The sequence below is a fragment of the Halobacterium sp. R2-5 genome (genome assembly GCF_011734195.1).
Taxonomy (GTDB): domain Archaea; phylum Halobacteriota; class Halobacteria; order Halobacteriales; family Halobacteriaceae; genus Halobacterium.
Genome location: NZ_JAANTH010000001.1, coordinates 192977 through 215656, shown reverse-complemented (window position 1 = coordinate 215656; position 22680 = coordinate 192977). Strand labels below are relative to the sequence as shown.

The window sequence follows — 22680 nt, the reverse complement described above, 5'->3', positions numbered from 1 at the left end:
TGAGGCGCTCGGCAACGACGAACGGCGAAGGGGGTGAGCGTGGGGACCGAACTGTGGCGATTGATTGTGATCTTAGCGTAGATTTTTCGGATGAACCGAGTGAGCGCGCCGGGACGAGCGCTGCCACAAGACGTTTGTTTGGTTTTCCGTTCGAGTGCGGCGGACGGAACTGGCGCTTTCGGGGCGAAGCGGCCGTCTCCCGTACTGGAATGCTATCATTTACCAACCGTCGTTTTAAGTCAGTGCGGTGTGTAAGCGTGACTCGTGCCAAAGCTCGACTGCCCCGACTGTGGTCGCGACATCGCGATGCACGAACTCGAAACGCGAACAGTCGCCCAGACCACGGGATTCGAGACGAGCTACCGCTGCCCGTTCTGCCGCGCGGACTTCGAGGAAGTCGCTCAGCTGATGTGACTCCCGGCCGTTCGGCGTGACCCGCGGGCACGACCACGACGCTGGCGTCAGTGACCGCTAGTCGTTCGTACTTCTCGGGAGAGAATTCTGGCTGACGAGCATACGCGCGGCTCCGTCGCGCGTTTCACCACGAGCGAACGCAGTGAGCGAGTGGGGAGTTTTTAGCGTAGCTTTTTGCAAGCGGGGGTGCGCCTGCGGCGCACCCCCCGCAGTAAAAAGGTACACGGGCACGAGGGGATTCGAACCGGTGGAAGACGGACCGCTCGCGGTTGCGACTTCCAGGGTTCGAACCCCTGTGCGGGTTCGGTCGTCGCTTCGCTCCTCCCTGCACGGGCACGAGGGGATTCGAACCCCCGGCATTTCGGTTAGAAGCCGAACGCTCTGTCCGAACTGAGCTACGTGCCCTCACTCCGGACGTAGTGGCACTGCGAGTAAAAACCGACGGGTTCGGTGCTCGCGAAGAGTCGAAGCACACAGGTACGGGCGGCGTCTACGGCCCGGCAATGAGAGTCATCGGTACCGTGGGGATGCCGGGCAGCGGGAAGAGCGAGGCTGCCACGGTCGCGGAGGACCTCGGCGTTCCCGTGGTCATCATGGGGGACGTCATCCGGCAGAAGTGCCGGGACCGCGGCCTCGACCCGGCGGAACACCACGGGCGCATCGCGCAGAAGCTCCGCGAGGAGAACGGCCCGGGCGCCATCGCGGAGCGTTCGCTGCCGATTATCCGCGACCACCTGGAGGACAGCGACGTGGTGCTCGTCGACGGCATCCGCTCCGGCGTGGAGGTCGAGCAGTTCCGGGCGGCGTTCGGCGACGCGTTCACGCTCGTGGAGGTGTACGCGCCGTACGAGACGCGCCGCGAGCGCATCGAGAGCCGGGACCGGCCCGGGGACGCCGACGGCGAGTCGCTCGCGGAACGCGAGGAGCGCGAGCGCGGGTTCGGGATGGACGAGGCCGTCGAGGCCGCCGATGTCCGCATCGAGAACACCGGCACGCTCGAGGAGTTCCACGAGCGCGTGGAGGACCTGCTCACCGAGGCGGACGACGAGCCGGCGCAAGCGGGGGTGGAGGAGTCGTGAGCGACGAGCAGAGCGTCCTCTACAGCGTGGACGTACAACTCTCCGCGCCCGTCGAGCCGACGGAGGTCACCGACCGCGTCGCCGAGACGATTACCGAGCTGTTCCCCTCTGCCGACGTCGAGACACACGGGGACCGAGTGGTCGGGGAGACGCACGACGTCGAGCAGTTCCGCGAACAGCTGTTCGAGCAGCGCATCCTCGACACCGCGCGCAAGGAGTTCCTCCGGAACAGCACCGAGGAGGGGTTCAGCTTCGACCTGAAGAAGCAGGCGGCGTACGTCGGGAAGGTGAACTTCTCCGTGGGGAGCCCGGACGAACTCGGCGACCTCCACGTCGAGGTGACGGTCCGGGAGCCGGACGTCGAATCCTTCATCTCGTATCTCGCGCCCAAGACGGAGGGCGGCGAGCCCGTCGAAGCCGACGAGTAGCTACGCGAGCAGGACGGCGATCGCGACCGCGATGAAGACGACTTTCGCGGCGACGTTGACGGCGATGACCTTCGACCCGAAGCGCGCGCCCCAGATGCCGTACTGGAAGGGAATCGACCGCTTGAACGTGGAGACGGCGAACGAGACGATGCCGCCGACGAGCATCGTCGCGACGGCCTCGCGGACGGTGAACGTCCCGGGAATCTGGGGCGCGATGAAGATGGCACCGGTGGTGGTGTCGACGGCGAACGTCGCGATGGCTGGCACGCTCGCCGAGGGGAGCCCGATTAGCTCGGTGAGCGGCGCCGCGGCCGACGTGTACTCGGTGACGTCGTAGGCGGTCGTGAGGTAGACGACCGCGGTGTAGACGACGGCGAGCCGCGGCACGATGCCGAACAGTTTGTCCTTCGTCTTCGCGAGCGCGTCCCGAATCGCCTCGCCGCGGGTCTGGTCGTCGTCGCCGGGGAGGTCGACGTCCGCGTCGGTGGCAGGCGCGACGTTGCGCTCCGTGAGCAGGAGCGCGCCCGCGAGCACGCCGGCGAGCGTGATGGCGAGGCTGACGCCCGCCCGCGCGCCGACGTACGTGAGCCCGACTTTCAGCCCGAGAATCGGGACGAGGACGGGCGCGTAGAACGTGAAGATGTGCTGGACGAACCCGAAGAACGTGTTGATAGTGACGGCGACGAGCGTCGCGCGGTCGTCGAGCACGCCGGCGTCCCGGTACTCCTTGAGCATCCCGTAGCCGGCGGTCGGGGACGCGGTGGTCGCGAGGATGGCGGTGCCGACCTCGTCCGGGAGGTTCGCGGGCCCGGTGAGCGGTTTCGCGAAGCGCGCGACGTACCGCACTGCGCCGAACGCGACCGCGAGGTTCGCGAGCGTCAGCCCCACGGCGATGGCGACCGACACCGCCGCTACGCGGGGGAGCACGTCCGCGAGCAGCGCCGCGAGTTGCACGCCCGCCCCTTCGGACGCGGGCGGATTACCGGTGTCGGTCTCGGTCAGACGGTGGCGCCGACGATCAGCAGGAAGACGACGACGCCGAGCACGTCGCAGGTCGTGGTGACGACGGGGACGACGACGTCGTCGGGGTCGAGTTGGAGCTGGAACGCGGCGTACGTCGCGGTGGTCGCGACGGCGACGGCGACGACGGCGAGCAACAGACCGGAGGCGGCCGCGATGAAGACGACGGTCGCGAGCGCGAGCGAGACGTCGCCGAGCGCGTACCGCGCGACCCACGCGGCCGCGCCGACCGCGGGGAACAGCGTCGCGGCGAGCGCGAGCGTCGCGGCGGCGTTGCCCGCGAGCGCGTCGTTCTCCGGGTCGAAGGCGAGCGTGCCGAGGTGGAACGCCGTGGAGAGCCGGCTGGCGAGCACGCTCCCGAGGTTGCCGGCGACGGCGATGATGCCGGGAACGAGCGTCAGCAGCGTCGGGTACCGGGTGAGCACCGCGCGGCCGCCGTCGAGGACGAGGCCGCCCCAGAGTTCGGCGACAGTGAGCGCGACGAGCAGCGGGAACGTCGCCGCGACGATGCCGCGGACGGACCACTCCTCGGGCACTCACACCACCCCGGCGGCGATAGCGAGGCGCGCGCCGGCGAGCATCGTCGCGATGCCGATGACGTCGCCGGTCGTGGTGACGACGGGGCCGGCGAGCGCGTCCGGGTTGAGGCCGCGGCGGTAGCCGACGAACACCGTGACGATGACGACGAGCGTCAGCCCCGCGCCGGAGAGCACGCCCGCGACGAGCGCGACGACGACGAGCGCGGCCAGCGGCGCGACCGCGAGGTCGAGCGCGTACCGGATGCCGTAGCCGGCGACGGCGGCGATAGCGGAGATGACGACGCCGTTCAGCATCGCCGCGACGACCGCCGAGCGCACGCGTCGGCTCGGCACGCCGAGCTCGGGGTCGACGAGCCCCTGGTGGAGCCCGGTCGCGAGCCGCGCGCCGAGCGAGCCGTAGACGCTCCCGCGGGTCGCCAGCAGCGCGGGGACGATGGTGAGCAGGCCGGGGACGACGGTGAGCTCGCGCTCCATCCCGCCGAGCACGACCCCGGAGAAGACGCTCGCGGCGGCCGACAGGACGAGGATGCCGAACGCCTCCCGGTAGGCGTCCCCGGCGACCGCGCGGATGGTCATGCCGGACTGCACGCAGTCGCGTGGGAAAAAACCCGCCGGCGGGCGTGGCTTTTTGCGGAACGCGCGCGAACTCCCGGCCGTGACCGAGGACCCCGAGGCGGTCGCCGAGTGGCTCCGCGAGCGCACCGGACGGCTCCGCGAGGAAGCGGTCGCCGAGCACGCCGACGGAGACGCCCCGATGCTCGACCCGCAGCCCGTCGACCCGCCGCCACACGCCACCGAGGACCCGTTCCCGTCATCCGTCGACGAGCAACTCGACCGGCTGCCGGGCGTCGGCGGGCTCGTGGTCGTCGAGGACGGCCGCGTGCTCGGCGTCCGGCAGGGCTACCGGGACGGCTGGACGAACCCCGGCGGCGCGCAGGACCCCGGCGAGTCGCTCGCGGAGACGGCCGTCCGGGAGACCCGCGAGGAGACGAACATCGAGGCGGAAGTGACGGGCGTGCTGTACGCGCGGGACTTCGCCGTCGACTACGGCGGGCCCGAGCGCGTCCACGTCCCGCTGGTCGTGTTCACGGGCCGGCGCGTCGGCGGCCGCCGTGCGGCGCCGCTCGTCCGCGTCTCCTCCGGAGAGCCCGAAATCGAGGACGTGCGGTGGTTCGACGCCGCGGGCCTTCCCGAGAACTTCCGCGACCGCGAGCGGATTCTCCCGTTACTGTAGCTCGATGCCGTCCGTCCGCAGGAGGTAGACGAGCCCGCCGGCGCCGCCGAGGACGGCCGCGGCCGCGACCCACGGCGCGCGGTTCGGCGGGCTGTCGCCGTGGCGCGACGACCGGCCGTCGAGGTAGACGGCGACGGGGGCGAGCGCCCACGCGTGAGCGAAAACGGTCGCACCGACGGGGAACGTCGGGTCGAACGCCGCGAGCACGAGCCCCGCCGCGAACGCGACGACCGCGCCCGCGAGCAGGTCCCGCCAGACGTCCTCGGCGACCTCGGGGTCGTCGATGGCGACCGACTTCCGGACGAGGTACGCGGCTGCGACGGCCACGTTCAGGGCGGGGACGACGCCGGCGGTGGCCCACGGGAGCGGGCGCGGCGTCCACGTCGCGTCCCGGGTCCGCCACGCGTCGTAGCCCAGCGAGAGCGGCAGCACGACCGCCGCGAGCGCCGCGAGTGCGACGGCCGCACGCCCCGACACTCCCACGAGTGAGAACGCGAGCAGGCCCGCGAGCGCGCCCGCGGCGATCGCTACTTCCGCCAGCGAGTGCGTGTCCACGCTCGCCGGCGCGGCCCGCTGGTGGAGCGCGCGCGTCGCGTCCACGTCCACGCGATGGGCGCCCTCGACCGGTTCGAGGACGACGCGCTCGCCGTCGAGCGCGCCCGGGTTCCCCGAGGGCTCGCCGACGGCGTCCAGGAGCCGCGCCAACCGGCTGCCCGCGTGGCCGCCGCTCGGCCACGCCTCGTAGACGCGGACCGGCTCGCCCGCGCCGTCGGTCCGCGGCTCGCCGTCGCCGCGCTCGCGTTCGACGACGAGTTCGAGCGCATGGCTCGCAGCCGCGTCCAGCGGGTACGCGTCCGGCACCTCGTCGGCCGGCACGCGCGTCACTCGCCGCACCCGAGCGCGCCGCGCTGCCGGCCCTATGGCGGTCATTCACGCCGACGTCCGCGGCCAGCGTCAAAACAGTACTGGTCGGCCCGGTCAGAACATCCCGCCGAAGCCGCCGCCTCCGCCGCCACCGCCGCCGCCCTGCTGCATCTGCTTCATCATGCGCTGCATGTCCCCGTCGCCCATCCCCTGGAACTGCTTCATCGTCTGGGACATCATCTTGTGCTGGTCGAGCAACTCCCGGATGGTGTCCTCGCTCTTCCCGGAGCCCTTCGCGATGCGCCGGACCTGCGAGGCGCCGATGGAGCGGGGGTTCTCCAGTTCCTCCTCGGTCATCGAGTCCATGATGACCTCGAAGTTCCGCATGCGCTCCTGGGTGACGTCCATCGCGTCGTCCGGGAGCTGGTCCATCATGCCGCCGCCCATCCCCGGAATCATGTCCATCACCTGGTCGAGGGGACCCATGTTGTCCATGGCCTCCATCTGCTTGCGCATGTCCTTCAGGGTGAACTCCCCCTTCATCATGTCCTCGGGGTCCCAGTCGTCGTCCTCCTCGAGCCCGGTCTCCTCCATCGCGCGCTCGACGCGCTCGGTGAGCTGCTTGAGGTCGCCCATCCCGAGCAGCCGCGAGATGAAGCTGTCCGGCTCGAAGCGCTCGATGTCCTGGACCGTCTCCCCGGTCCCGAGGAACGCGATGGTCGAGCCCGTCTCGTCGACGGCCGTCAGCGCACCGCCACCCTTCGCCGTCCCGTCGAGCTTCGTGATGGCGACGCCGTCGATGCCGATGGAGTCGTCGAACTCGCGGGCCTGGTCTTTCGCGCCCTGGCCGATGGCGGCGTCGAGCACGAGCAGGCTGCGGTCGGGCTCGACCGCGGACTCGATGTCCTCGATCTCGCTGATGAGGTCGTCTTCGAGCGCGTGGCGGCCCGCCGTGTCCACGATGTGGACGTCGGCGTCCTCGGTGGCTTCGAGGCCGTCGCGGGCGATCTTCACGGGGTCGTCCTCGTCGGGGTCGCCGTAGAACGCGACCTCCGCGCGCTCGGTCATCTGCTCGGCTTGGTCGTACGCGCCGGGCCGGAACGTGTCCGTCTGGATGACCGCGGGCCGGAGCCCCTTCTTCGAGAACCACCACGCCATCTTCGCGGCGGTCGTCGTCTTCCCGGAGCCCTGCAGGCCCGCCAGCAGGATGGTCTGGTTCTCCAGGGGGATCTCCGTGGAGTCGCCGACCAGGTCGACGAGCTCCTCGTAGACGATGCGGAGGACGTGGTCGCGGGCGGACGTCCCGCCCGGCGGCTCCTCCTCCAGGGCGCGCTCTTCGATGGAGTCCGATAGCTCCATCACGAGGCTCACGTCGACGTCCGCCTGGAGCAGCGACCGCTGAATCTCCTTGACGATTTCGTCGACGTCCTCCTCGGAGATGCGGGACTTCCCGCGGAGCTTGTCGAGGGTCCCCCGCAGGGAACTCCCGAGGTCGTCGAGTACCATTATTACCAACTGATAGGCGGTGGGGGCGTAAGAGCCTTTTTCTGCGGAGCGTGGCCGACCGGAGGGAGGCCACGTTATGACGAACGGCGAGCGTAGCGAGCCGTGAGTCGCGTCGCCGACGCGCCACGTTAACGCGAGCGGCGAGCGCAGCGAACCGTGAGCAGCGCCTTCGTTCACGACAGTCGATACGTTCAACCCGGGTGACGCCGTACGTCCGCTCGTGCCTACGTACGCTACGAGAGCGCTCGTCTCAGTGCTCTGTGAGCTCGCGGCGGACGCCGACCCGGGCGAACTCTCGGTGCGGCTCGCCGCGACGCGCGCTGGCGACCTGCGGCCGACGGACGGCCCGCTGACGGGGCTGGACGCGGAGACGCCGGTGCTCTCGGACTTCTACTTCCCGGACGCCGGCAGCTCGCTGGCGGGCGTCTTCGGCGTGGACCTCGCGACGCCGACCGGCCAGACCGCCGGCCGGTTCGTCTCGCATCCGGACGGCGACCCGACGGTCTCCGTCACCGACGACCTCCACGCGACCGTGCTCGTTGCGGTGCCGCCGTGGAACGTCGAGGACGTGCGCGCGTACGACCGCGACGACCGGCGACTCGACTTCGTACTCGTCGACGCGGAGACGACCGAACCCGACACGCCAGTCTGAGCGGTCGGTAAACGGGAAAACCGTAGAATCGAGAGGCTACTCTTCGTCCTCTTCGAGCAGGTCGTCGACGAGCGCCTCCGGGTCGAACTTCCGGAGGTCGTCGTACCCCTGGCCGGTGCCGAGGAACAGGATCGGCTTCCCGGTGACGCGGGCGACGGAGATGGCGGCGCCGCCCTGGCTGTCGGCGTCCGCCATCGTCAGAATCGTGCCGTCGATGGCGGCCGCGCTGTCGAACTCGCTGGCGCGGTTGACTGCGTCCTGGCCCGCGACCGCCTCGTCGACGAACACCGTGTAGTCCGGGTCGACGACGCGGTCGAGCTTCTCCAGTTGCGACATCAGGTCGTCGGAGGTGTGCAGCCGGCCGGCGGTGTCGCCGAGCACGACATCAATGTCGTTGGCCTCCGCGTACTCGACGGCGTCGTACACCACCGCGGTCGGGTCGCCGCCCTGCTCGTGGCTGATGAGCTTCACGCCGAGGTTGTCGGCGTGCTCCTGGAGCTGCTCGTTCGCGCCGGCGCGGTACGTGTCGCCGTTCGCCAGCACGACCGAGTACCCTTGGTCCTCGAGGCGCTTCGAGAGCTTCGCGATGGTTGTCGTCTTCCCGACGCCGTTGACGCCCGTGAACACGACCGTCACCGGCTTCTCGGCCGCCGCGATGGCCTCCTCGAAGTCGAAGCCGTTCACGTCGATGACCGACAGCAGCGCGTCCCGGAGCGCGTCCTCGACGAGCGCGCCGGTGCTCTCGGTGAACTTCCGCTCCTCGCCGACGAGGTCCGACCGAATCTGGTCGAGAATCTCCTCGGCGACGCTCATCTCCACGTCGCTCTCCAGCAGCGCGAACTCCAGCTCGCGCAACGGCTCCTCGAGGTCCTCCTCCTCGATGACGACGCGCCCGCGAGCGAACGACGTCGCCTTGCTCACGAACCCGCCGCCAGAGCTGTCGTCCTCCGCTTCCTCGCCGGATTCGTCCTCGGCTTCGGCCTCGGACTCCTCGGCCGGCTCGACTTCAGCCTCCGCTCCGGCGTCTTCCTCGTCGAGAGAATCCGGTTCCGGAGCCTCGGCCTCCGCGGGCTCCGCTGCCGCTTCGGCCGCCTCGTCCGGCTCCGCTTCGACCGCTGCTGCGTCGGCTGCTCCCGCTTCTTCGGACTCCGCTGCCGCCGCCTCGTCGCCCTCGACCGCTTCCGCCTCCGGGTCGTCGAGCTCCTCGGCGTTTTCCTCGGCGACCTCCTCGGCGTCCTCGCGGAAGTTCGAGAGCTTGTCCTTCAGCCCGTCGAACATGCCCTTACTCGCCGTCCTGCTGCTGTTGCTGCTGGGCCTGCATCTGCTGCTGCATCATCTGCTGCTGGGCCTGCTGTGCCTGCTGTTCGAGGGCCTCCTGCTCCTCTTCGACCTCCGCGATCTCCGAGCGGACGTCCTCGATGCGCTCGTCGACCGCCTCGCGCTTCTCGTCGAGCACGTCCGCCGCGTCGTCGGCGTCCTGCTCGGCCGCGTAGCCGCCGCCGAGGCTGACGACGACCTCGTCGATGTCCTCGACCTCGGCGCGGACGTACGTGTCGCCGCCGAGCGGGACCTGCACGGTCGAGCCGGTTTCGAGCACGTCGAGGGCCTCCTGGGCCTCGTCGATCTCGACCTTCTCGGCCTCGAGGTCCTCGACTTCCTCCTCGAGTTCCTCTTTCTCCTCTTCGAGGGCCTGAATTTCCTGTGAAAGCTGCTGAAGCTGCTGTTGACCGCCGCCGCCTCCAAGACTCATACCCAAAATTCCGGGAGCGACGGGGAAGTATCTTCCTACTCGGGAACTCGGCGGGGCGGTAAAACCGCCGTCCCCGGGGGTATCAGCCCTCGTCGAATCGAAGCGAGAGGCGCAGTGAGAAAACAGCCGTCAGTCGATGTAGCCGAGCGCGTCGTCGATGCGCCCGAGCTCGGGGCCGGTGGTGTCCTCGCCGACGACGTAGCCGTCGTCGTTGGCGACGAGCCCGGAGCCCACGAGAGGAGCGCCGTAGTTCACGGTGCCGACGTCCGCGCGCACGTCCAGCGCGTCCTCGATATCGTCGAGCTCGCCGTCCGTGGACTTGGGGTGGCAGAGCACGCCGTCGTTCGTCGCGACCGCGGCGGTGCCGACCGTGTTCACGCCGGCGAGCCGGCCGCGAGTCACGGGCACGTCGAGCGCGTCCTCGACGGCCTGGACGGCCTCCCGGGAGAGCTCCGAGTGGACGTACGCGCCGTTGTCGTTCGCGACGACGACGTTCCCCGCGGCGTTCACGCGGCCGGGGAGCTCGCCGACGGAGACGTCGACAGCGTCCTCGATGCGGTCGCGCTCGCGCTGCCGGATGCGCCCGCTGACGAGCAGGCCGTTCGAGTTCCCGGCGACCAGCGAGCCGACCGTCGACGACCCGCCGACGGTCGTCGGTACCGCGGGGACGCCGAGCTCCTCGGCGACGGCGTCGGTCTGCTCCTCGGAGAGGTCCGGGCGGACGACGACGCAGTCGCTCGTCGCGCGAGCGAAGACGCCGACGTACGGAGAGCCGAGGAAGGCAGCGCGTAACAAGTTCTTACTCTTCGTACTCGGCTTCGACGACCGTCTCGCCGTCCTCGACGAAGCGCGCGGCGTGCACGCGGACCTTCCGCGGCGGGTTCTTCTGGCCTTCCGACCAGATGGCCTCGTTGATGGAGGGGTCGAGGCGGACCTCGTCCTCCTCGACCGCGAAGTGCTTCGCGAGGTGTTCGCGGATGATGGTCATCGCCTGTCCGGCCTGTTCGTGGTTCGGCACCTTCGTCACGTCGCGGAGCGGCACGGTGACGATGCGCTCCTCGAAGTCGCTGGCGGACATTATTCGTCGGTGTCGTTACGCCGCCAGTTGCGGCGCTTCGGGTTGCGCTGGACGTCCCGGTTCGTCTTCATCATGACCCACGCGGGCACGCGGCTGTTCTGGCGTTCGAGCTTCGCCAGTCGCTTCTTCTGCGCCTTCGATTTCTTGCCCATAGTGTTCGCCGCTACCACCGCCGGCGTTAAAACCTTGTTCTTCTGCGGCGGGCTCAGGCCCGCCTCGCCAGGTCCACGGCGCGGACGGTCTCGTACTCGGGGCCCTCCGGGGTGAGCGTGCTCTCCGTGAGCCGCACTTCGGAGACGCGCATCGTTCCGACCTCGGGGTCGCGTTCACGCACGAGATCTTGAACGAGTTCCTTGCCGCCGGCGTGCTTCATCCGCGCGAGCGTGACGTGCGGCGTGAACTCGTGGTCCTCCGGGTCGAAACCGTGCTCCTCGACGAACTGCTCCTCGATTGCCTCGTGCAGGCGCGCGAGCTCGTCGCCGCCCTCCTCGACGCCGAGCCACAGCACGGAGATGTAGTCGAGGCTCGGGAACACGCCGAGGCCGCGGAGCTCGGCGTCGAACGGCGCCACACCGCTGGCCGCGACGGCCGACTCGAGGGCGTCGATTAGCTCGCCCTCGCGGGATTCCGGGACGTCGCCGAGGAACTTCAGCGTGAGGTGGGCCTGCTCGGGGTCCACGAAGTCGAGGCCGTCGGCGTCCGCGAACTCCGCCTGCACGTCCGCGACATCGTCGGCGAGGCGATCCGGGAGGTCGACGCTGACGAACAGCCGCATAGCGGGCGTTCTCGGTGCGTTGCCCTTAACCTCTCGGCCGCGCTAGGCGACGGTATGACTGACCGAGAGGAGCCCGAGCCGCCCGAGGACCCGGTCGCGGACCACCAGTTCTCCGAGGGGGAGGGCTTCGACGAGCCCTACGAGGCGTTCGACCTCGACCCGCCGGAGCTCTCCGTCGACGACCCGTCGAGCGTCGACCCCGTCGACAGCCGCGTCGTCAGCGACTCGCTGGACGAGCGCGTCGTCCAGAACGAGGACGTCGACGCCGACGAACTCGTCGACGTCGGCCTCAGCTACCTCGGCATCAACCGCCACGAGCAGGCCGCCGACGCGTTCGAGCGCGCCGCCCGCTTCACCGACGACGAGGACCTCGAACAGGAGGCGTGGGTGAACAAGGGCATCGCGCACGGCCAGATGGAGGAGTGGGACGAGGCCGTCGGCGCCCACCGCGAGGCCATCTTCGTCGCGGAGGACGGCGACTTCGAGGCCGAGGCGCACACCAACCTCGCGTACTCGCTGTGGGAGTTCGGCGAGGACGAGGAGGCCTACTACCACGCCGAGAAGGCCGTCCGGTCGAACGACCGCCTGCCCCAGGCGTGGTACAACCTCGGGTTCATCGAAAACGAGCGCGAGCGCCACGAGCAGGCCCTCGACGCGCTGGACAACGCCATCCGGCTGGGCTTCCAGCAGGCCGACGTCTACGAGGAGAAACAGCGCGCGCTGGAGGCGCTCGGCCGCGACGAGGAGGCCCAGGCCGTCGCCGAGCAGGCCGAGGAGATCCGCGAGGCCCAGGAGCAGGACCTCGTCGAACGCGAGTGATGATCGTCAGCGAGCGACAGACCGAGCGCGGCCTGCTGGTGACCGCCTGCGACCCCGACGTGCTCGGGGAGACGTTCGCGAACGGCGAGACGGAGTTCACCGTCTCCGAGGAGTTCTACGGCGGCGAGGAGGCGTCCGCCGAGGCGGTCCGCGAGTCGCTCGCTCGCGCCGACATCGGGAACCTCGTCGGCGCCGACGTCGTCGACCTCGCGATCGAGGAAGGCCACGTCGAGGCGGCGAACGTCCTCGACCTCGACGGCACCGTCCACGCGCAGTTCCTGCGGCTGTAGCGCGTCCGCGCTTCCGGCAGTTCTCCCGGCACCGAAGAACAGTAGTGCCCGCGAACCCTACGAGCGGGCAATGGAAGCCACCGAACAGGACTCGCTGGACGTCGACGCCATCCGGGCGGACTTCCCGATTCTCGAACGGGAGGTCGGCGACGGCCAGTCGCTGGTCTACCTCGACAACGCGGCGACCACGCAGACCCCCGACCGGGTCGTCGACGTCTTCTCGGACTACTACCGCGGCTACAACGCGAACGTCCACCGCGGCATCCACCAGCTCAGCCAGGAGGCCTCCATCGCGTACGAGGAGGCCCACGACCGCCTCGCGGAGTTCGTGGGGGCGGACGGCCGCGAGGAGATGATCTTCACGAAGAACACCACGGAGTCCATCAACCTCGTGGCGTACTCGTGGGGGCTCAACGAGCTCTCGGAGGGCGACGCGGTCGTGCTCTCGGAGATGGAGCACCACTCGTCGTTCGTCACGTGGCAGCAGATCGCGGAGAAGGTCGGCGCCGAGGTGCGTTACATCCGCGTCGACGAGGACGGCCGCCTCGACATGGACCACGCCGCCGAGCTCATCGACGACGACGTCGAGATGGTCTCCGTGGTGCACGCGTCGAACGTCCTCGGCACCGTCAACCCGATGCGCGAACTCGCGGACCTCGCCCACGAGCAGGACGCGCTCATTCTCGGCGACGGCGCGCAGGCCGTCCCGAACCGCCCGGTCGACGTGAAGGAACTCGACGTCGACTTCTACGTCTTCTCCGGGCACAAGATGGCCGGCCCCACGGGAATCGGCGGCCTCTACGGCAAACAGGAGATTCTCGAGGACATGGAGCCGTTCCTCTACGGCGGCGACATGATCCGGCGCGTCTCTTTCGAGGAGACGACGTGGAACGACCTCCCGTGGAAGTACGAGGCGGGCACGCCGCTCATCGCGCAGGGCATCGCGCTCGCGGAGGCCGCCGACTACCTCGACGACGTCGGCATGGAAGCCATCCAGGCCCACGAGGAGCGAATCACCGAGTACGCCTACGAGCGCCTCGACGAGTTCGACGACGTCGAGATCTACGGCCCGCCCGGCGACGACCGCGGCGCCGTCGTCGCGTTCAACGTCGACGGCATCCACGCCCACGACCTCGCGTCCATCATCAACGATTACGGCATCGCCATCCGCGCCGGCGACCACTGCACCCAGCCGCTCCACCAGAAACTCGACGTCGCGGCGTCCGTCCGCGCGTCCTTCTACCTCTACAACACCAAAGCGGAAGTCGACGCGCTCGTCGACTCCCTCGACGCCGCTCGGGAAATCTTCGCCTAGCCACGCACTTTTTGCTGCGCTCGCGGCGCTACGCGCCGCTCGCTGGCAAAAACTCGCGGAAAAAGCGCCGTCGGACCCCGCTCCGGGGGTCCTCGGCGCCCGAGCGCTCACTGCGTTCGCGCTCGGTGAATCGCGCGGCTTCGCCGCGCGAATGCTACTTTCGAGAGTTAGCGTGTCGTTCCGCGGAACGTTTTTACGGCGTTCTACCCTACGAACGCCCAATATGAGCATGGGCTCGGACATGTACCGGCAGCAGATTCTCGACCACTATCGCAACCCCCGGAACCACGGCGAACTCGGCGAGGCGACGTTCTCTCACGAGGGGTACAACCCCTCCTGCGGGGACGAGCTGGAGTTCGACGTGAAGCTCGAAGACGACGGGGAGACTATCGAGCGCGTGGCGTTCCGCGGTGACGGCTGCGCCATCAGTCAGGCCTCCGCGAGCATGCTCACGCAGGAACTCCCGGGGATGACTCTCGACGAGGTGGAGGAGATGGACACCGACGACGTCCTCGACATGCTCGGCGTGGAAGTGACGCCGATGCGCGTGAAGTGCGCGGTGCTCTCCGAGAAGGTCGTCCAGGACGGCGCGAAAATCTACGAGGGCGAAGCCGACGTGGACCAGACGTCCACCGAGGACGACGAGTAACCGCGCTCCCTCTGCTACCGACCTTCGACGCTGTTTCGCGAAAAGCGACAGCGGCCCCGTTTCTGCTACCCGATTCCCCGCCGCAAGCATCCGCGAGCGAGTGGTCCGAAGGATCCGAGACTGAGCACACCCCCGGTCTGTCTGTCCCTCGTTCGCTTCGCTCACGAGGACGAAGCGATTCACTGCGCGAACGCGCGTAACGAGCGAGCGCGGGCCGACGAGCGACCGTCGGGAGTGGTTCGAAAGGCGCGAAGCGCCTTTCGGCATCACGAAAGACGACGGAGCCGTCTTTCGAACGACGAGGAGTGCTTTTCCCGCGAGTTTTTGCCCGAGCGAGACCGGAGGTCTCGCTGGCCGTGCGAACGGGCGCGAAGCGCCCGTGAGCAGACAAGGGGCGCCGCAGGCGCCCCGTAGCGCAAAAAGTGCTCGCTAGACGCCCTCGACGGTCTCCCGGTAGTCTCGGATGCTGTCCTTGGCGTCCTGGATGTTCGCGGCCGCGTCGTCGTTCGCCTCGCTGGCGATGCCGGCGAGTTTCTGCTGGATACGCGCGAGCCGCCCGTGGTCGGGGCCGTTGTCGGCCGTCGCGAGTTCCGCCAGCGTGTCGGACTGGTCGTAGAGCCGTTCCTCGTGCTCGCTGTCCGCGGCGGCGACCGCTGCTGCTCGAAGGTGGTCGCTCGCTGAACGCAGGTCTTCGCGTACCATACTCGGAGTGAGGGGCGCGCCCGGGAAATAGGTGGGCGCTACCGCGACCCCTCGCCGACCGCGTCCTGCACGCTCACCACGTGGTCGAGCGCATCCGCCACGCTGTCACGCGCTCGCGCACGTCTCGGAGCGCGTCGCTGCGCTCCGCGTTCGCCAGCACGTGGTGCGCCGACGGCCCGCTACGCTGCCGCTCCCCTGAAGTGTCCTCGCACCTAAAACCAGACAATGAGCGACGCCAGCGGTCCACTCCAGCCGGACCGACCCGAGGCCGAGAAGCCGTTCCGCGTCGACGCGCCGTTCGACCCTGCGGGCGACCAGCCCGACGCCATCGAGGAGCTGGCGGAGGGGTACGAGAGCGGCGCGGAGAAGCAGACGCTGCTCGGGGTGACTGGCTCCGGGAAGACGAACACCGTCTCGTGGGTGGTCGAGGAGCTCCAGCAGCCGACGCTCGTCATCGCGCACAACAAGACGCTCGCGGCCCAGCTCTACGAGGAGCTCCGGAACCTCTTCCCGGACAACGCCGTCGAGTACTTCGTCTCCTACTACGACTACTACCAGCCCGAGGCGTACGTCGAGCAGACGGACAAGTACATCGAGAAGGACGCCTCCATCAACGACGAGATCGACCGCCTGCGCCACTCCGCGACGCGCTCGCTTTTGACGCGGGACGACGTCATCGTCGTCGCCTCCGTCTCCGCCATCTACGGGCTCGGTGACCCGCGGAACTACGAGGACATGAGCCTCCGCCTCGAAGTCGGCCAGGAGATCGAGCGCGACGAGCTCCTGGGGCGGCTCGTAGACCTCAACTACGAGCGCAACGACGTCGACTTCACGCAGGGCACGTTCCGCGTCAGGGGGGACACCGTCGAGGTGTTCCCGATGTACGGCCGCTACCCCGTGCGCGTGGAGTTCTGGGGCGACGAGGTCGACCGGATGGCGAAACTCGACCCGCTGGAGGGCACCGTCGAGAGCGAGGAGCCCGCTGTCCTGTTCCACCCGGCGGAGCACTACTCGGTGCCCGAGAGCGAGATGGAACAGGCCATCGAGCGGATCCGCGACGACATGCACGAGCGCGTCCGGCACTTCGAGCGCGACGGCGACATGGTCGCCGCCCAGCGCATCGAGGAACGCACCACGTTCGACCTCGAGATGATGGCCGAGGCGGGCTACTGTTCCGGCATCGAGAACTACTCCGTCTACCTCTCGGACCGCGAACCCGGAGACGCGCCCTACACGCTGCTGGACTACTTCCCGGACGACTTCCTCACCGTCATCGACGAGTCCCACCGCACCGTCCCCCAGATCAAGGGCCAGTACGCGGGCGACAAGTCCCGGAAAGACAGCCTCGTGGAGAACGGCTTCCGGCTCCCGACGGCGTACGACAACCGCCCGCTGACGTTCGAGGAGTTCGAGGAGAAGACCGACCGCACGCTGTACGTCTCCGCGACCCCGGGGGACTACGAGCGCGAGCACTCCGCGCAGGTCGTCGAGCAGATCGTCCGCCCGACCCACCTCGTCGACCCCGAGATCTCCGTGGCGGACGCGACGGGGCAGGTCGAGGACCTGATGGACCGCATCGACGGCCGCGTCGAGAACGACGAGCGCGTGCTCGTCACGACGCTCACCAAGCGCATGGCCGAGGACCTCACGGAGTACCTCGAAGAAGCCGGGGTCGCCGTCGAGTACATGCACGACGAGACGGACACGCTCGAACGCCACGAACTCGTGCGGGGACTGCGCCTCGGCGAGTTCGACGTGCTCGTCGGCATCAACCTCCTCCGGGAGGGCCTGGACATCCCCGAGGTCTCGCTGGTCGCGATTCTGGACGCCGACCAGGAGGGGTTCCTGCGCTCGGAGACCAGCCTCGTCCAGACGATGGGCCGGGCCGCCCGCAACGTCAACGGCGAGGTCGTGCTGTACGCCGACGAGCGCACGGACGCGATGCGGGACGCAATCGAGGAGACCCAGCGCCGCCGCCGCATCCAGCGCGAGTACAACGAGGAACACGGCACGACGCCGACGACCATCGACAAGGACGTCAGCGAGATGAACCTCCCCGGCGCGGAGACCGACACGTCCGACGTCGCGGGCGACGGGCCGAGCGACGAGCAGGAGGCCGCCGTCCTCGTCGAGGAGCTAGAAGAACGGATGGACGCGGCCGCGAACAACCTGGAGTTCGAGCTCGCGGCGGACATCCGCGACCGCATCCGGGAGCTCCGCGAGGAGTACGACCTCGCCGGCGAGGAAGGAGACGACGGCGTCGCGCCCGAAATCGACCCCGAGTTCTGAGCGCCGAGCGGGTCAGTCGTCGTCGCTCGTGCCGGCGCCCGCGCGCTCGAACGGCTTGGCGTGGACGTCCTTGCGGTTCGCGTCGAACTCGGAGAGCACGTAGACGACGCCGAAGAGCACGGCCGCGCCGAGCGGCAGGAAGACGACCGGGCCGAGGCCGGTGATGCCGTAGACGAGGTACGCCAGCGTCGCGACCACGATGACGGTGACCGCGTAGTACATCTGCGTGCGGACGTGGTCGATGTGGTCGGAGCCGGCGAACGTCGACGAGAGGATGGTCGTGTCGGAGATGGGCGAGCAGTGGTCGCCGAAGATGGAGCCGCTGAACACCGCGCCGACCGCGACCGCAACCATCTGGGGGTCCTGGCTGCCGACGGACCACGCCAGCGGCACGGCGACGGGCGTCACCAGCGACATCGTCCCCCAGGAGGTGCCGATGGAGAACGAGATGACCGCCGCCGTGAACAGGATGACGACGGGTAGCAGCGTCGGCGAGACGAAGCCCTCGGCGACGTTGGTGACGTAGGTGCCGGTGCCGAGCGCGGACGCGACGGAGCCGATCGACCACGCGAGCACGAGGATGCTGACCGCGTGGAGCATGATGCCGAACCCGTCGAGGACGGTCTCCATGCCCTCCGCGACGTCGATGTGGCCGTCGTAGACGCCGAGGGTGAGCGCGGTCGCCACCATGCTGAACGACCCCCAGACGAGCGCGGCGGTGAAGTCGGCGTTCTCGACGACGCCGAGGACGTCACGGCCGGGCGCGTAGCCGCTCCAGGCCGCGCCGCCGATGACGACGGTGACGAGGACGAGCACCGGGAGGACGAACGTCCGCAGCCGGGGGTCGTCCGTGACGGGGTCGCCGAGGTCTTCTTTCATGCTCTGGAGGGGGTTGGCGTTCTCGCGCGTGACGTTGCCCGTCCGCTGGGACCGCGTCTCGGCGTCGAGCATCTCGCCGAAGTCCCGCTGGGTGACGACGACGATGCCGACCATGAGGATGGCGAACAGGCAGTAGACGTTGAACGGAATCGACCAGAGGAAGGTCAGCGTCGCCGACGGCGTCTCCCCCTGGATGCCGAGGTTCTCGTAGGCGGTCTGGACGAGCCCGATCTGGAACGCCACCCACGAGGAGATGCCGAACGTCGCGACGGGCGCGGCCGTCGAGTCGAGGATGTACGCCAGCTTCTCCCGGGACATCTGCATGTTGTCGGCCATGTCCTTCATCGCCGACCCGACGATGGCGGTGTTGGCGTAGTCGTCGAAGAACCACACCATCCCGAACAGCCACGTGACGATGCCGACGCGCCGGTGGGAGTCGACTTTCGAGCGCGCGAACTGCGCGACGGCGAGCGAGCCGCCGAGCCGCCACAGCAACGCGATGCCCGCGCCGAGCAGGAACGTGAAGATGATGATTTTCGCGTTGAACGTGCTCTCGCCGACCGCACTGATGACCCAGTCGAACGCCTCGATGACGCCAGAGAACGGCACTGCGACCAGTTCGAGCGCGCTGTCGGCGGTGTCGGCGGCGACGATGGCGCCGCCGACCCAGACGCCGAGGAACAGCGACAGCATCGCGCGCCTCGTGATGATTGCCAGAGCGATCGCGAGCAGCGGTGGTACGAGCGATATTGCGCCGAACGACGTTGCCATGTCCGTGCCATTAATTGCCATGGTATTTGGCGTTTACGAGGTAGAACGACCGCTCCGGCATCTCGGCCGCTAGCCCGCTAGTCGTCGGCTCCCTTTCTTTCCGGCGGTCGGAGCCGGGGTGGCCCGCTGGCGAGCGGCTCACACAGACCCTGTGATACCTCCACAAACGCGCGCCTGGCAGCCGCTCGCTGCGGAATTTAGCGCGAGCGCGCGGAGCGCGACGCCGACGAAACCGTCGCTTCCCTCCCGGACGACGCGGCCGTCGAGCGCGCCGTCGTCGAGGGCGTCCCCCACGAGGCCATCGTCGCTTACGTCGAGAACGAGGGGATCGACGCCGTCGTGATGGGGCCCACGGTCGTACGGGCCTCGACCACTACCTCGTCGGGAGCGTCACGGAGAAAGTCGTGCGCACGTCGCCGGTGCCGGTGATGACAGTCCGAGTCGAGTCGTAGCTACCGCTCGTACAGTTCTGCCTGCTGGTCGACGTACCGGCTCGGCCACTCTCGTACGTGGCGCCGGAGACGCGCGACGACGGTGCGGAGCGGCCCTGCCGGCGGTGTCTCGTCGCTGGCGCGGCCGGTCTCGTCGTCGATGCGCCCTCGACGCCCGTTGTCGTAGCTCATTACGGGCGGACATACTTCCCCCTGCCAATGAATGTCATGGACGTTCTCGAAGGTTAGTTACAGCCGGCTCGCGATGGTCTCCGCGGTCGCCTCGCCCACGCCGTCGACGTCGCGGAGGTCGTCGGCGGAGGCCTCGCGGACGCCCTCGACGCTGCCGAACCGCCGCAGCAGGCGCTTGCGGAGTTCGGGGCCGACCCCGTCGACGTTGTCGAGGGCGGTCCCGACGTCGTCCCGGAGCGTCTGGTGGTACGCGACCGCGAACCGGTGGGCCTCGTCGCGCACGCGCTGGAGGACGTGGAGCTGCGGTGCGTCGCCCGGCCAGTCGTACGTCCGCCGCTCGGTTATCACGAGTTCCGCGTCCTTCGCGAGCGCGACCGCGGGCACGTCCCAGCCCGCGTCCGCGAGGGCGTCGCGGGCGGCGTCTAGCTGCCCTTCGCCGCCGTCGATGAGCAGGAGGTCGGGTTCCGGGCGGTCGTCGCGACCCTCGACCGCGCGGTCCGCGCGCCACCGCACCAGCCGGTACATGTTCGCGTAGTCGTCGTTCTCGTCGTCGAGCTTCTTCCGGCGGTAGTCGGCCTTCTCCGCGCTCCCGTCGACGAAACAGACGTCGCTGCCGACCGCGGACTTCCCCTGCGCGTGGCTCACGTCGAACCCCTCGATGCGGGTCGGGCGGTCGATGCCGAGGGCGTCCGCGAGCGCGCCCAGCTCGTCGCGGTCGCCCGACCGCCGGTGGGCGTTCTTCAGCGCCAGGTCGACGAGCGTCGCGTCCCGGCCCGCGCCCGGCACGCGGACCTCGACGCCCGCCTCATCGAGCCACGCCGCCACGTCGTCGTCGCCGTGGTGCTCGGGCAACAGCAGGCGGTCCGGGAGGTCCCGCTCCGCGTAGAACTGCACGAGGAACGCCGCCAGTACGTCGGCCGGATTCTCACCGTCCGGCGCATCTAGGTGGTGCTGGTCGCGCTCGACGAGCTGGCCGCGCTCGGCGTGTAGCCGCGCGACCGTCGCGTCCTCGCCCTCGACAGCTACGCCGAGTACGTCCGTCGTCGCGGCGTCGTCGCTGTTCGCGACCGCCGCGCCCGCGCCGCCGTGGAACGCCTCGACTGCATCGAGGCGGTCCCGGAGGTTCGCCGCGCGCTCGAAGTTCTGCTCCTGTGCGGCGCGCTCCATCTCGCGCTCGATGGGATCCGCGAGCGCGCCCGTCTCCCCCTCGAAGAACCGGCGCGCGGACTCCACGTCCGCGGCGTAGTCCGACTCGCTGATTTCGCCCGTGCACGGCGCCGTACACAGCCCCATCTCGTAGTCCAGGCACGGGCGGTCGCGGCCGCTGTACTTGTGGTCCGAACACCCCCGAACGCCGTACACCTCGCGAATCGCCTTCACCACCGTCTCGACCTCGCCCTTGTCCGTGTACGGACCGTACGCCGCCGCGCCCTCTTCGGGGTCGCGGGTCACCTCGATGCGGGGGACGACGTGGTCGGTGAACTGCACCAGCGGGTAGGACTTGTCGTCCTTGAGGCGGACGTTGTACCGCGGCTGGTGGCGCTTCACGAGGTTCGCCTCCAGCAACAGCGCCTGCGTCTCCGTGTCCGTCACCGCGAAGTCGACAGCGTCCGCGCGCTCGACCATCCGCGCGATGCGCCTGCTCCGGGGGTCAGCATAGGAGCGCACGCGGTCCCGCACGTCGACGGCCTTCCCGACGTAGAGGACGGTGTCGGCCTCGCCGCTCCGTTCGAGGAACTGGTAGACGCCGGGCTCCGTCGGCAGGTCGTTCGCGCGCTCCCTGACCTCGTCGGCGTCCATCGGCCACGGGTAGGTGTTTCGCGGCTTTCAACCACGCGGTCCCGGCGGCCTCTCGGCGCCTGCGAACGGTCGGTAGCCTTACCCGCCCGTCGAGAGACCCTCACTCGTATGGCTGCCACTGCAGACGCGCCCGACGACCACGCGGGCCCGGAGAGCCTGTCGCTGTTCTACGACACCTGGCTGGACTGGCTGATCGTCGGCCTGCTCGCTATCGGCGGCGTCCTCGCCGCCTGGCTCGGCGTCACTCTCGTGAACGACTTCGACCGCGCGCTCGCCGAGGAGTTCGCCGCCGAGTTCCTCACGGGCCCGGACGCGGCGGAGTTCCCGCTGACGGAGCCCGAGCTCGCCGACGCCGTCTACACGGTCGCCACCTGGTCCGCCGGCGGCCTGGTCGTCGCCGGCCTCCTCACGGTCGCCGCCTGCATCTGGTTCCGGCGGTACCGCAACGGCGTCCGCGACCGCCTCGCCGAGGGACGCCAGGCTCCACGCTGGCACGCGCCGCTGCTCGGCGGCCTGCTCGCGACCGCGCTGGTGTTCGTGCCGTTCGTCCAGGTGCTCGGCGGCGGCGCCGCCGGCTCCCTCTCCGACCGCAGTGCGACCCTCGACGGCGCGCTCGCCGGCGTGGTGTTCGGCGCGCCCGGCTACGTCGTCTGGCTGGCGGCGGTCGCCGGCACGCTCGCCGCCGGCTACGGCTCCGTCGCCGTCCTCGTCCTCCTCGCGATGCTCGTCTACCTCGTCGTCGACGTGGTGCTCGCCGCGGTCGGCGGACTCGTCGCCGGCCTCATCGCGGGGTGACCACCCGGCTGGCGGGGCGTCGAACCGCCACACTTGAATCACGGGCCGTCGAACCAACTCGCATGCCCGAAACCGAGCGCGTCTGGCTGGTCTTCCGCGAGTACACCGACAAGGGCCTGCTCAACCTCGTGTACGCGACGCCCGACGGCGAGCGCGTGCTCCGCAAGCAGCGCTCGCTGAACGCCGGCGACCCGACCGCCGCCGTCGACGCCGACGTCGACGACCTCGAACCCGTCGAGGACAGCGAGGACCGCGAGCGCTACGGGCAGGAGGCCAGTCGGATGCGGGACTCCCACGACCCCGACGACCGCGTGTAGGCGTTCACAGCGGCTGCAGTCGGAAGCAAGACACTTGCCCCCCGCCGTCATCGCTCGCCTATGCAGTCAGCCCTCTACCCGGTGGTGGCGGC

At 69.4% G+C, this 22680-nt stretch carries 27 protein-coding genes, 1 tRNA gene and 1 pseudogene; 13 read left to right on the top strand and 16 right to left on the bottom strand.

Annotated elements, in window-relative coordinates:
• Positions 1–264: 264 nt before the first annotated feature.
• A complete protein-coding gene (locus G9C83_RS01215) occupies positions 265–414 on the top strand; it encodes a hypothetical protein (RefSeq protein ID WP_157500748.1) in 150 nt (49 codons plus the stop codon).
• A 330-nt stretch (positions 415–744) separates the two neighbouring features.
• Here the strand turns inward: G9C83_RS01215 and G9C83_RS01210 are convergent.
• Positions 745–819 (bottom strand) — tRNA-Arg (locus G9C83_RS01210).
• 98 nt (positions 820–917) lie between these two features.
• Here G9C83_RS01210 and G9C83_RS01205 point away from each other — a divergent pair.
• Together G9C83_RS01205 and G9C83_RS01200 are read left to right on the top strand one after the other, a co-directional pair.
• On the top strand, positions 918–1493 hold the full coding sequence (locus G9C83_RS01205; protein ID WP_167244306.1) for an AAA family ATPase: 576 nt from the start codon (positions 918–920) through the stop codon (positions 1491–1493).
• Positions 1490–1921, top strand: coding sequence for an RNA-binding domain-containing protein (locus G9C83_RS01200; RefSeq protein ID WP_167244305.1), 432 nt, complete (start codon positions 1490–1492; stop codon positions 1919–1921). The genes G9C83_RS01205 and G9C83_RS01200 overlap by 4 nt, the downstream gene beginning before the upstream one ends.
• Here the strand turns inward: G9C83_RS01200 and G9C83_RS01195 are convergent, their stop codons facing one another.
• The 3 genes from G9C83_RS01195 to G9C83_RS01185 are packed head-to-tail and all read right to left on the bottom strand — an operon-like array spanning position 1922 to position 4056.
• Entirely contained in the window at positions 1922–2875 is a 954-nt protein-coding gene (locus tag G9C83_RS01195; RefSeq protein ID WP_167244304.1) for a hypothetical protein, read from the bottom strand.
• A 44-nt stretch (positions 2876–2919) separates the two neighbouring features.
• The gene (locus tag G9C83_RS01190) at positions 2920–3477 is read right to left on the bottom strand and encodes a magnesium transporter (protein WP_167244303.1); all 558 of its coding nucleotides are present in this window, start codon (positions 3475–3477) and stop codon (positions 2920–2922) included.
• Positions 3478–4056, bottom strand: coding sequence for a magnesium transporter (locus G9C83_RS01185; protein ID WP_167244302.1), 579 nt, complete (start codon positions 4054–4056; stop codon positions 3478–3480).
• A 79-nt stretch (positions 4057–4135) separates the two neighbouring features.
• On the opposite strand from G9C83_RS01185, the gene G9C83_RS01180 reads away from it, so the two are divergent.
• Positions 4136–4714, top strand: coding sequence for an NUDIX domain-containing protein (locus G9C83_RS01180; RefSeq protein ID WP_167244301.1), 579 nt, complete (start codon positions 4136–4138; stop codon positions 4712–4714).
• On the opposite strand, the gene G9C83_RS01175 is transcribed toward G9C83_RS01180, so the two are convergent.
• Positions 4706–5644 carry a hypothetical protein gene (locus G9C83_RS01175; RefSeq protein WP_167244300.1) on the bottom strand — a complete coding sequence of 313 codons (939 nt, stop codon included), beginning with the start codon at positions 5642–5644 and terminating at the stop codon, positions 4706–4708. The genes G9C83_RS01180 and G9C83_RS01175 overlap by 9 nt on opposite strands.
• 48 nt (positions 5645–5692) lie before the next feature.
• A complete protein-coding gene (locus G9C83_RS01170) occupies positions 5693–7084 on the bottom strand; it encodes a signal recognition particle protein Srp54 (protein WP_167244299.1) in 1392 nt (463 codons plus the stop codon).
• 220 nt (positions 7085–7304) lie between these two features.
• Here G9C83_RS01170 and G9C83_RS01165 point away from each other — a divergent pair, with 220 nt between their 5' ends.
• Positions 7305–7736, top strand: a complete 432-nt coding sequence (locus G9C83_RS01165; protein WP_167244298.1) for a hypothetical protein — start codon at positions 7305–7307, stop codon at positions 7734–7736.
• Positions 7737–7772: 36 nt separating this feature from the next.
• Here the strand turns inward: G9C83_RS01165 and ftsY are convergent, their stop codons facing one another.
• The 6 genes from ftsY to thpR all read right to left on the bottom strand — a co-directional run bounded on the left by ftsY (position 7773) and on the right by thpR (position 11339).
• Complete coding sequence (gene ftsY, locus G9C83_RS01160; protein WP_167244297.1) at positions 7773–9014, bottom strand: signal recognition particle-docking protein FtsY; 1242 nt, start codon at positions 9012–9014, stop codon at positions 7773–7775.
• 4 nt (positions 9015–9018) lie between these two features.
• A complete protein-coding gene (gene pfdA / locus G9C83_RS01155; RefSeq protein ID WP_167244296.1) occupies positions 9019–9486 on the bottom strand; it encodes a prefoldin subunit alpha in 468 nt (155 codons plus the stop codon).
• A 129-nt stretch (positions 9487–9615) separates the two neighbouring features.
• Positions 9616–10281, bottom strand: a complete 666-nt coding sequence (locus G9C83_RS01150; RefSeq protein ID WP_167244295.1) for a translation initiation factor IF-6 — start codon at positions 10279–10281, stop codon at positions 9616–9618.
• Between the two features lie 4 nt (positions 10282–10285).
• The gene (locus G9C83_RS01145; RefSeq protein WP_167244294.1) at positions 10286–10564 is read right to left on the bottom strand and encodes a 50S ribosomal protein L31e; all 279 of its coding nucleotides are present in this window, start codon (positions 10562–10564) and stop codon (positions 10286–10288) included.
• Positions 10564–10716, bottom strand: a complete 153-nt coding sequence (locus G9C83_RS01140; RefSeq protein WP_059057931.1) for a 50S ribosomal protein L39e — start codon at positions 10714–10716, stop codon at positions 10564–10566. The genes G9C83_RS01145 and G9C83_RS01140 overlap by 1 nt, the downstream gene beginning before the upstream one ends.
• Before the next feature lie 53 nt (positions 10717–10769).
• Positions 10770–11339, bottom strand: coding sequence for an RNA 2',3'-cyclic phosphodiesterase (gene thpR, locus G9C83_RS01135; RefSeq protein WP_167244293.1), 570 nt, complete (start codon positions 11337–11339; stop codon positions 10770–10772).
• A gap of 54 nt (positions 11340–11393) precedes the next feature.
• Here thpR and G9C83_RS01130 point away from each other — a divergent pair, with 54 nt between their 5' ends.
• The 4 genes from G9C83_RS01130 to sufU all read left to right on the top strand — a co-directional run bounded on the left by G9C83_RS01130 (position 11394) and on the right by sufU (position 14412).
• Entirely contained in the window at positions 11394–12158 is a 765-nt protein-coding gene (locus G9C83_RS01130) for a tetratricopeptide repeat protein (protein WP_167244292.1), read from the top strand.
• A complete protein-coding gene (locus G9C83_RS01125) occupies positions 12158–12448 on the top strand; it encodes a DUF424 family protein (RefSeq protein WP_167244291.1) in 291 nt (96 codons plus the stop codon). Before G9C83_RS01130 ends, G9C83_RS01125 begins: the two co-directional genes overlap by 1 nt.
• A gap of 70 nt (positions 12449–12518) precedes the next feature.
• Positions 12519–13763, top strand: coding sequence for a cysteine desulfurase (locus G9C83_RS01120; RefSeq protein ID WP_167244290.1), 1245 nt, complete (start codon positions 12519–12521; stop codon positions 13761–13763).
• A 223-nt stretch (positions 13764–13986) separates the two neighbouring features.
• A complete protein-coding gene (gene sufU, locus G9C83_RS01115) occupies positions 13987–14412 on the top strand; it encodes a Fe-S cluster assembly sulfur transfer protein SufU (RefSeq protein WP_167244289.1) in 426 nt (141 codons plus the stop codon).
• A 429-nt stretch (positions 14413–14841) separates the two neighbouring features.
• Here sufU and G9C83_RS01110 read toward each other — a convergent pair whose 3' ends face one another.
• The gene (locus tag G9C83_RS01110) at positions 14842–15114 is read right to left on the bottom strand and encodes a hypothetical protein (RefSeq protein WP_167244288.1); all 273 of its coding nucleotides are present in this window, start codon (positions 15112–15114) and stop codon (positions 14842–14844) included.
• A gap of 225 nt (positions 15115–15339) precedes the next feature.
• Between G9C83_RS01110 and uvrB the strand changes: the two genes are divergently transcribed.
• Complete coding sequence (uvrB, locus tag G9C83_RS01105; RefSeq protein WP_167244287.1) at positions 15340–17403, top strand: excinuclease ABC subunit UvrB; 2064 nt, start codon at positions 15340–15342, stop codon at positions 17401–17403.
• Positions 17404–17415: 12 nt separating this feature from the next.
• Here uvrB and G9C83_RS01100 read toward each other — a convergent pair whose 3' ends face one another.
• Positions 17416–19053, bottom strand: coding sequence for a Na+/H+ antiporter NhaC family protein (locus G9C83_RS01100; RefSeq protein WP_167244286.1), 1638 nt, complete (start codon positions 19051–19053; stop codon positions 17416–17418).
• A gap of 201 nt (positions 19054–19254) precedes the next feature.
• Here G9C83_RS01100 and G9C83_RS15955 point away from each other — a divergent pair.
• Positions 19255–19505: pseudogene (locus G9C83_RS15955) on the top strand (universal stress protein); the annotation flags it as partial.
• Here the strand turns inward: G9C83_RS15955 and G9C83_RS01090 are convergent.
• Together G9C83_RS01090 and G9C83_RS01085 are read right to left on the bottom strand one after the other, a co-directional pair.
• Positions 19506–19676 (bottom strand): hypothetical protein, encoded by a 171-nt coding sequence (locus G9C83_RS01090; protein ID WP_167244285.1) that lies wholly within the window; start codon positions 19674–19676, stop codon positions 19506–19508.
• Positions 19677–19733: 57 nt separating this feature from the next.
• A complete protein-coding gene (locus G9C83_RS01085) occupies positions 19734–21476 on the bottom strand; it encodes an excinuclease ABC subunit C (RefSeq protein WP_167244284.1) in 1743 nt (580 codons plus the stop codon).
• A gap of 108 nt (positions 21477–21584) precedes the next feature.
• Between G9C83_RS01085 and G9C83_RS01080 the strand changes: the two genes are divergently transcribed.
• Together G9C83_RS01080 and G9C83_RS01075 are read left to right on the top strand one after the other, a co-directional pair.
• On the top strand, positions 21585–22271 hold the full coding sequence (locus G9C83_RS01080; protein WP_167244283.1) for a hypothetical protein: 687 nt from the start codon (positions 21585–21587) through the stop codon (positions 22269–22271).
• A 62-nt stretch (positions 22272–22333) separates the two neighbouring features.
• Positions 22334–22588, top strand: a complete 255-nt coding sequence (locus G9C83_RS01075; protein WP_167244282.1) for a hypothetical protein — start codon at positions 22334–22336, stop codon at positions 22586–22588.
• The last annotated feature ends 92 nt before the right edge of the window (positions 22589–22680 follow it).

What these genes read in the sequence shown, in the direction of transcription:
- G9C83_RS01145 (WP_167244294.1), bottom strand. Translation starts at nt 10,564, where the DNA reads ATGTCCGCCAGCGACTTCGAGGAGCGCATCGTCACCGTGCCGCTCCGC.
- G9C83_RS01125 (WP_167244291.1), top strand. Translation starts at nt 12,158, where the DNA reads ATGATCGTCAGCGAGCGACAGACCGAGCGCGGCCTGCTGGTGACCGCC.
- pfdA (WP_167244296.1), bottom strand. Translation starts at nt 9,486, where the DNA reads ATGAGTCTTGGAGGCGGCGGCGGTCAACAGCAGCTTCAGCAGCTTTCA.
- G9C83_RS01085 (WP_167244284.1), bottom strand. Translation starts at nt 21,476, where the DNA reads ATGGACGCCGACGAGGTCAGGGAGCGCGCGAACGACCTGCCGACGGAG.
- G9C83_RS01090 (WP_167244285.1), bottom strand. Translation starts at nt 19,676, where the DNA reads ATGAGCTACGACAACGGGCGTCGAGGGCGCATCGACGACGAGACCGGC.
- ftsY (WP_167244297.1), bottom strand. Translation starts at nt 9,014, where the DNA reads ATGTTCGACGGGCTGAAGGACAAGCTCTCGAACTTCCGCGAGGACGCC.
- G9C83_RS01100 (WP_167244286.1), bottom strand. Translation starts at nt 19,053, where the DNA reads ATGGCAACGTCGTTCGGCGCAATATCGCTCGTACCACCGCTGCTCGCG.
- G9C83_RS01170 (WP_167244299.1), bottom strand. Translation starts at nt 7,084, where the DNA reads ATGGTACTCGACGACCTCGGGAGTTCCCTGCGGGGGACCCTCGACAAG.
- G9C83_RS01175 (WP_167244300.1), bottom strand. Translation starts at nt 5,644, where the DNA reads ATGACCGCCATAGGGCCGGCAGCGCGGCGCGCTCGGGTGCGGCGAGTG.
- G9C83_RS01120 (WP_167244290.1), top strand. Translation starts at nt 12,519, where the DNA reads ATGGAAGCCACCGAACAGGACTCGCTGGACGTCGACGCCATCCGGGCG.
- thpR (WP_167244293.1), bottom strand. Translation starts at nt 11,339, where the DNA reads ATGCGGCTGTTCGTCAGCGTCGACCTCCCGGATCGCCTCGCCGACGAT.
- sufU (WP_167244289.1), top strand. Translation starts at nt 13,987, where the DNA reads ATGAGCATGGGCTCGGACATGTACCGGCAGCAGATTCTCGACCACTAT.
- G9C83_RS01185 (WP_167244302.1), bottom strand. Translation starts at nt 4,056, where the DNA reads ATGACCATCCGCGCGGTCGCCGGGGACGCCTACCGGGAGGCGTTCGGC.
- G9C83_RS01080 (WP_167244283.1), top strand. Translation starts at nt 21,585, where the DNA reads ATGGCTGCCACTGCAGACGCGCCCGACGACCACGCGGGCCCGGAGAGC.
- G9C83_RS01110 (WP_167244288.1), bottom strand. Translation starts at nt 15,114, where the DNA reads ATGGTACGCGAAGACCTGCGTTCAGCGAGCGACCACCTTCGAGCAGCA.
- uvrB (WP_167244287.1), top strand. Translation starts at nt 15,340, where the DNA reads ATGAGCGACGCCAGCGGTCCACTCCAGCCGGACCGACCCGAGGCCGAG.
- G9C83_RS01130 (WP_167244292.1), top strand. Translation starts at nt 11,394, where the DNA reads ATGACTGACCGAGAGGAGCCCGAGCCGCCCGAGGACCCGGTCGCGGAC.
- G9C83_RS01140 (WP_059057931.1), bottom strand. Translation starts at nt 10,716, where the DNA reads ATGGGCAAGAAATCGAAGGCGCAGAAGAAGCGACTGGCGAAGCTCGAA.
- G9C83_RS01075 (WP_167244282.1), top strand. Translation starts at nt 22,334, where the DNA reads ATGCCCGAAACCGAGCGCGTCTGGCTGGTCTTCCGCGAGTACACCGAC.
- G9C83_RS01205 (WP_167244306.1), top strand. Translation starts at nt 918, where the DNA reads ATGAGAGTCATCGGTACCGTGGGGATGCCGGGCAGCGGGAAGAGCGAG.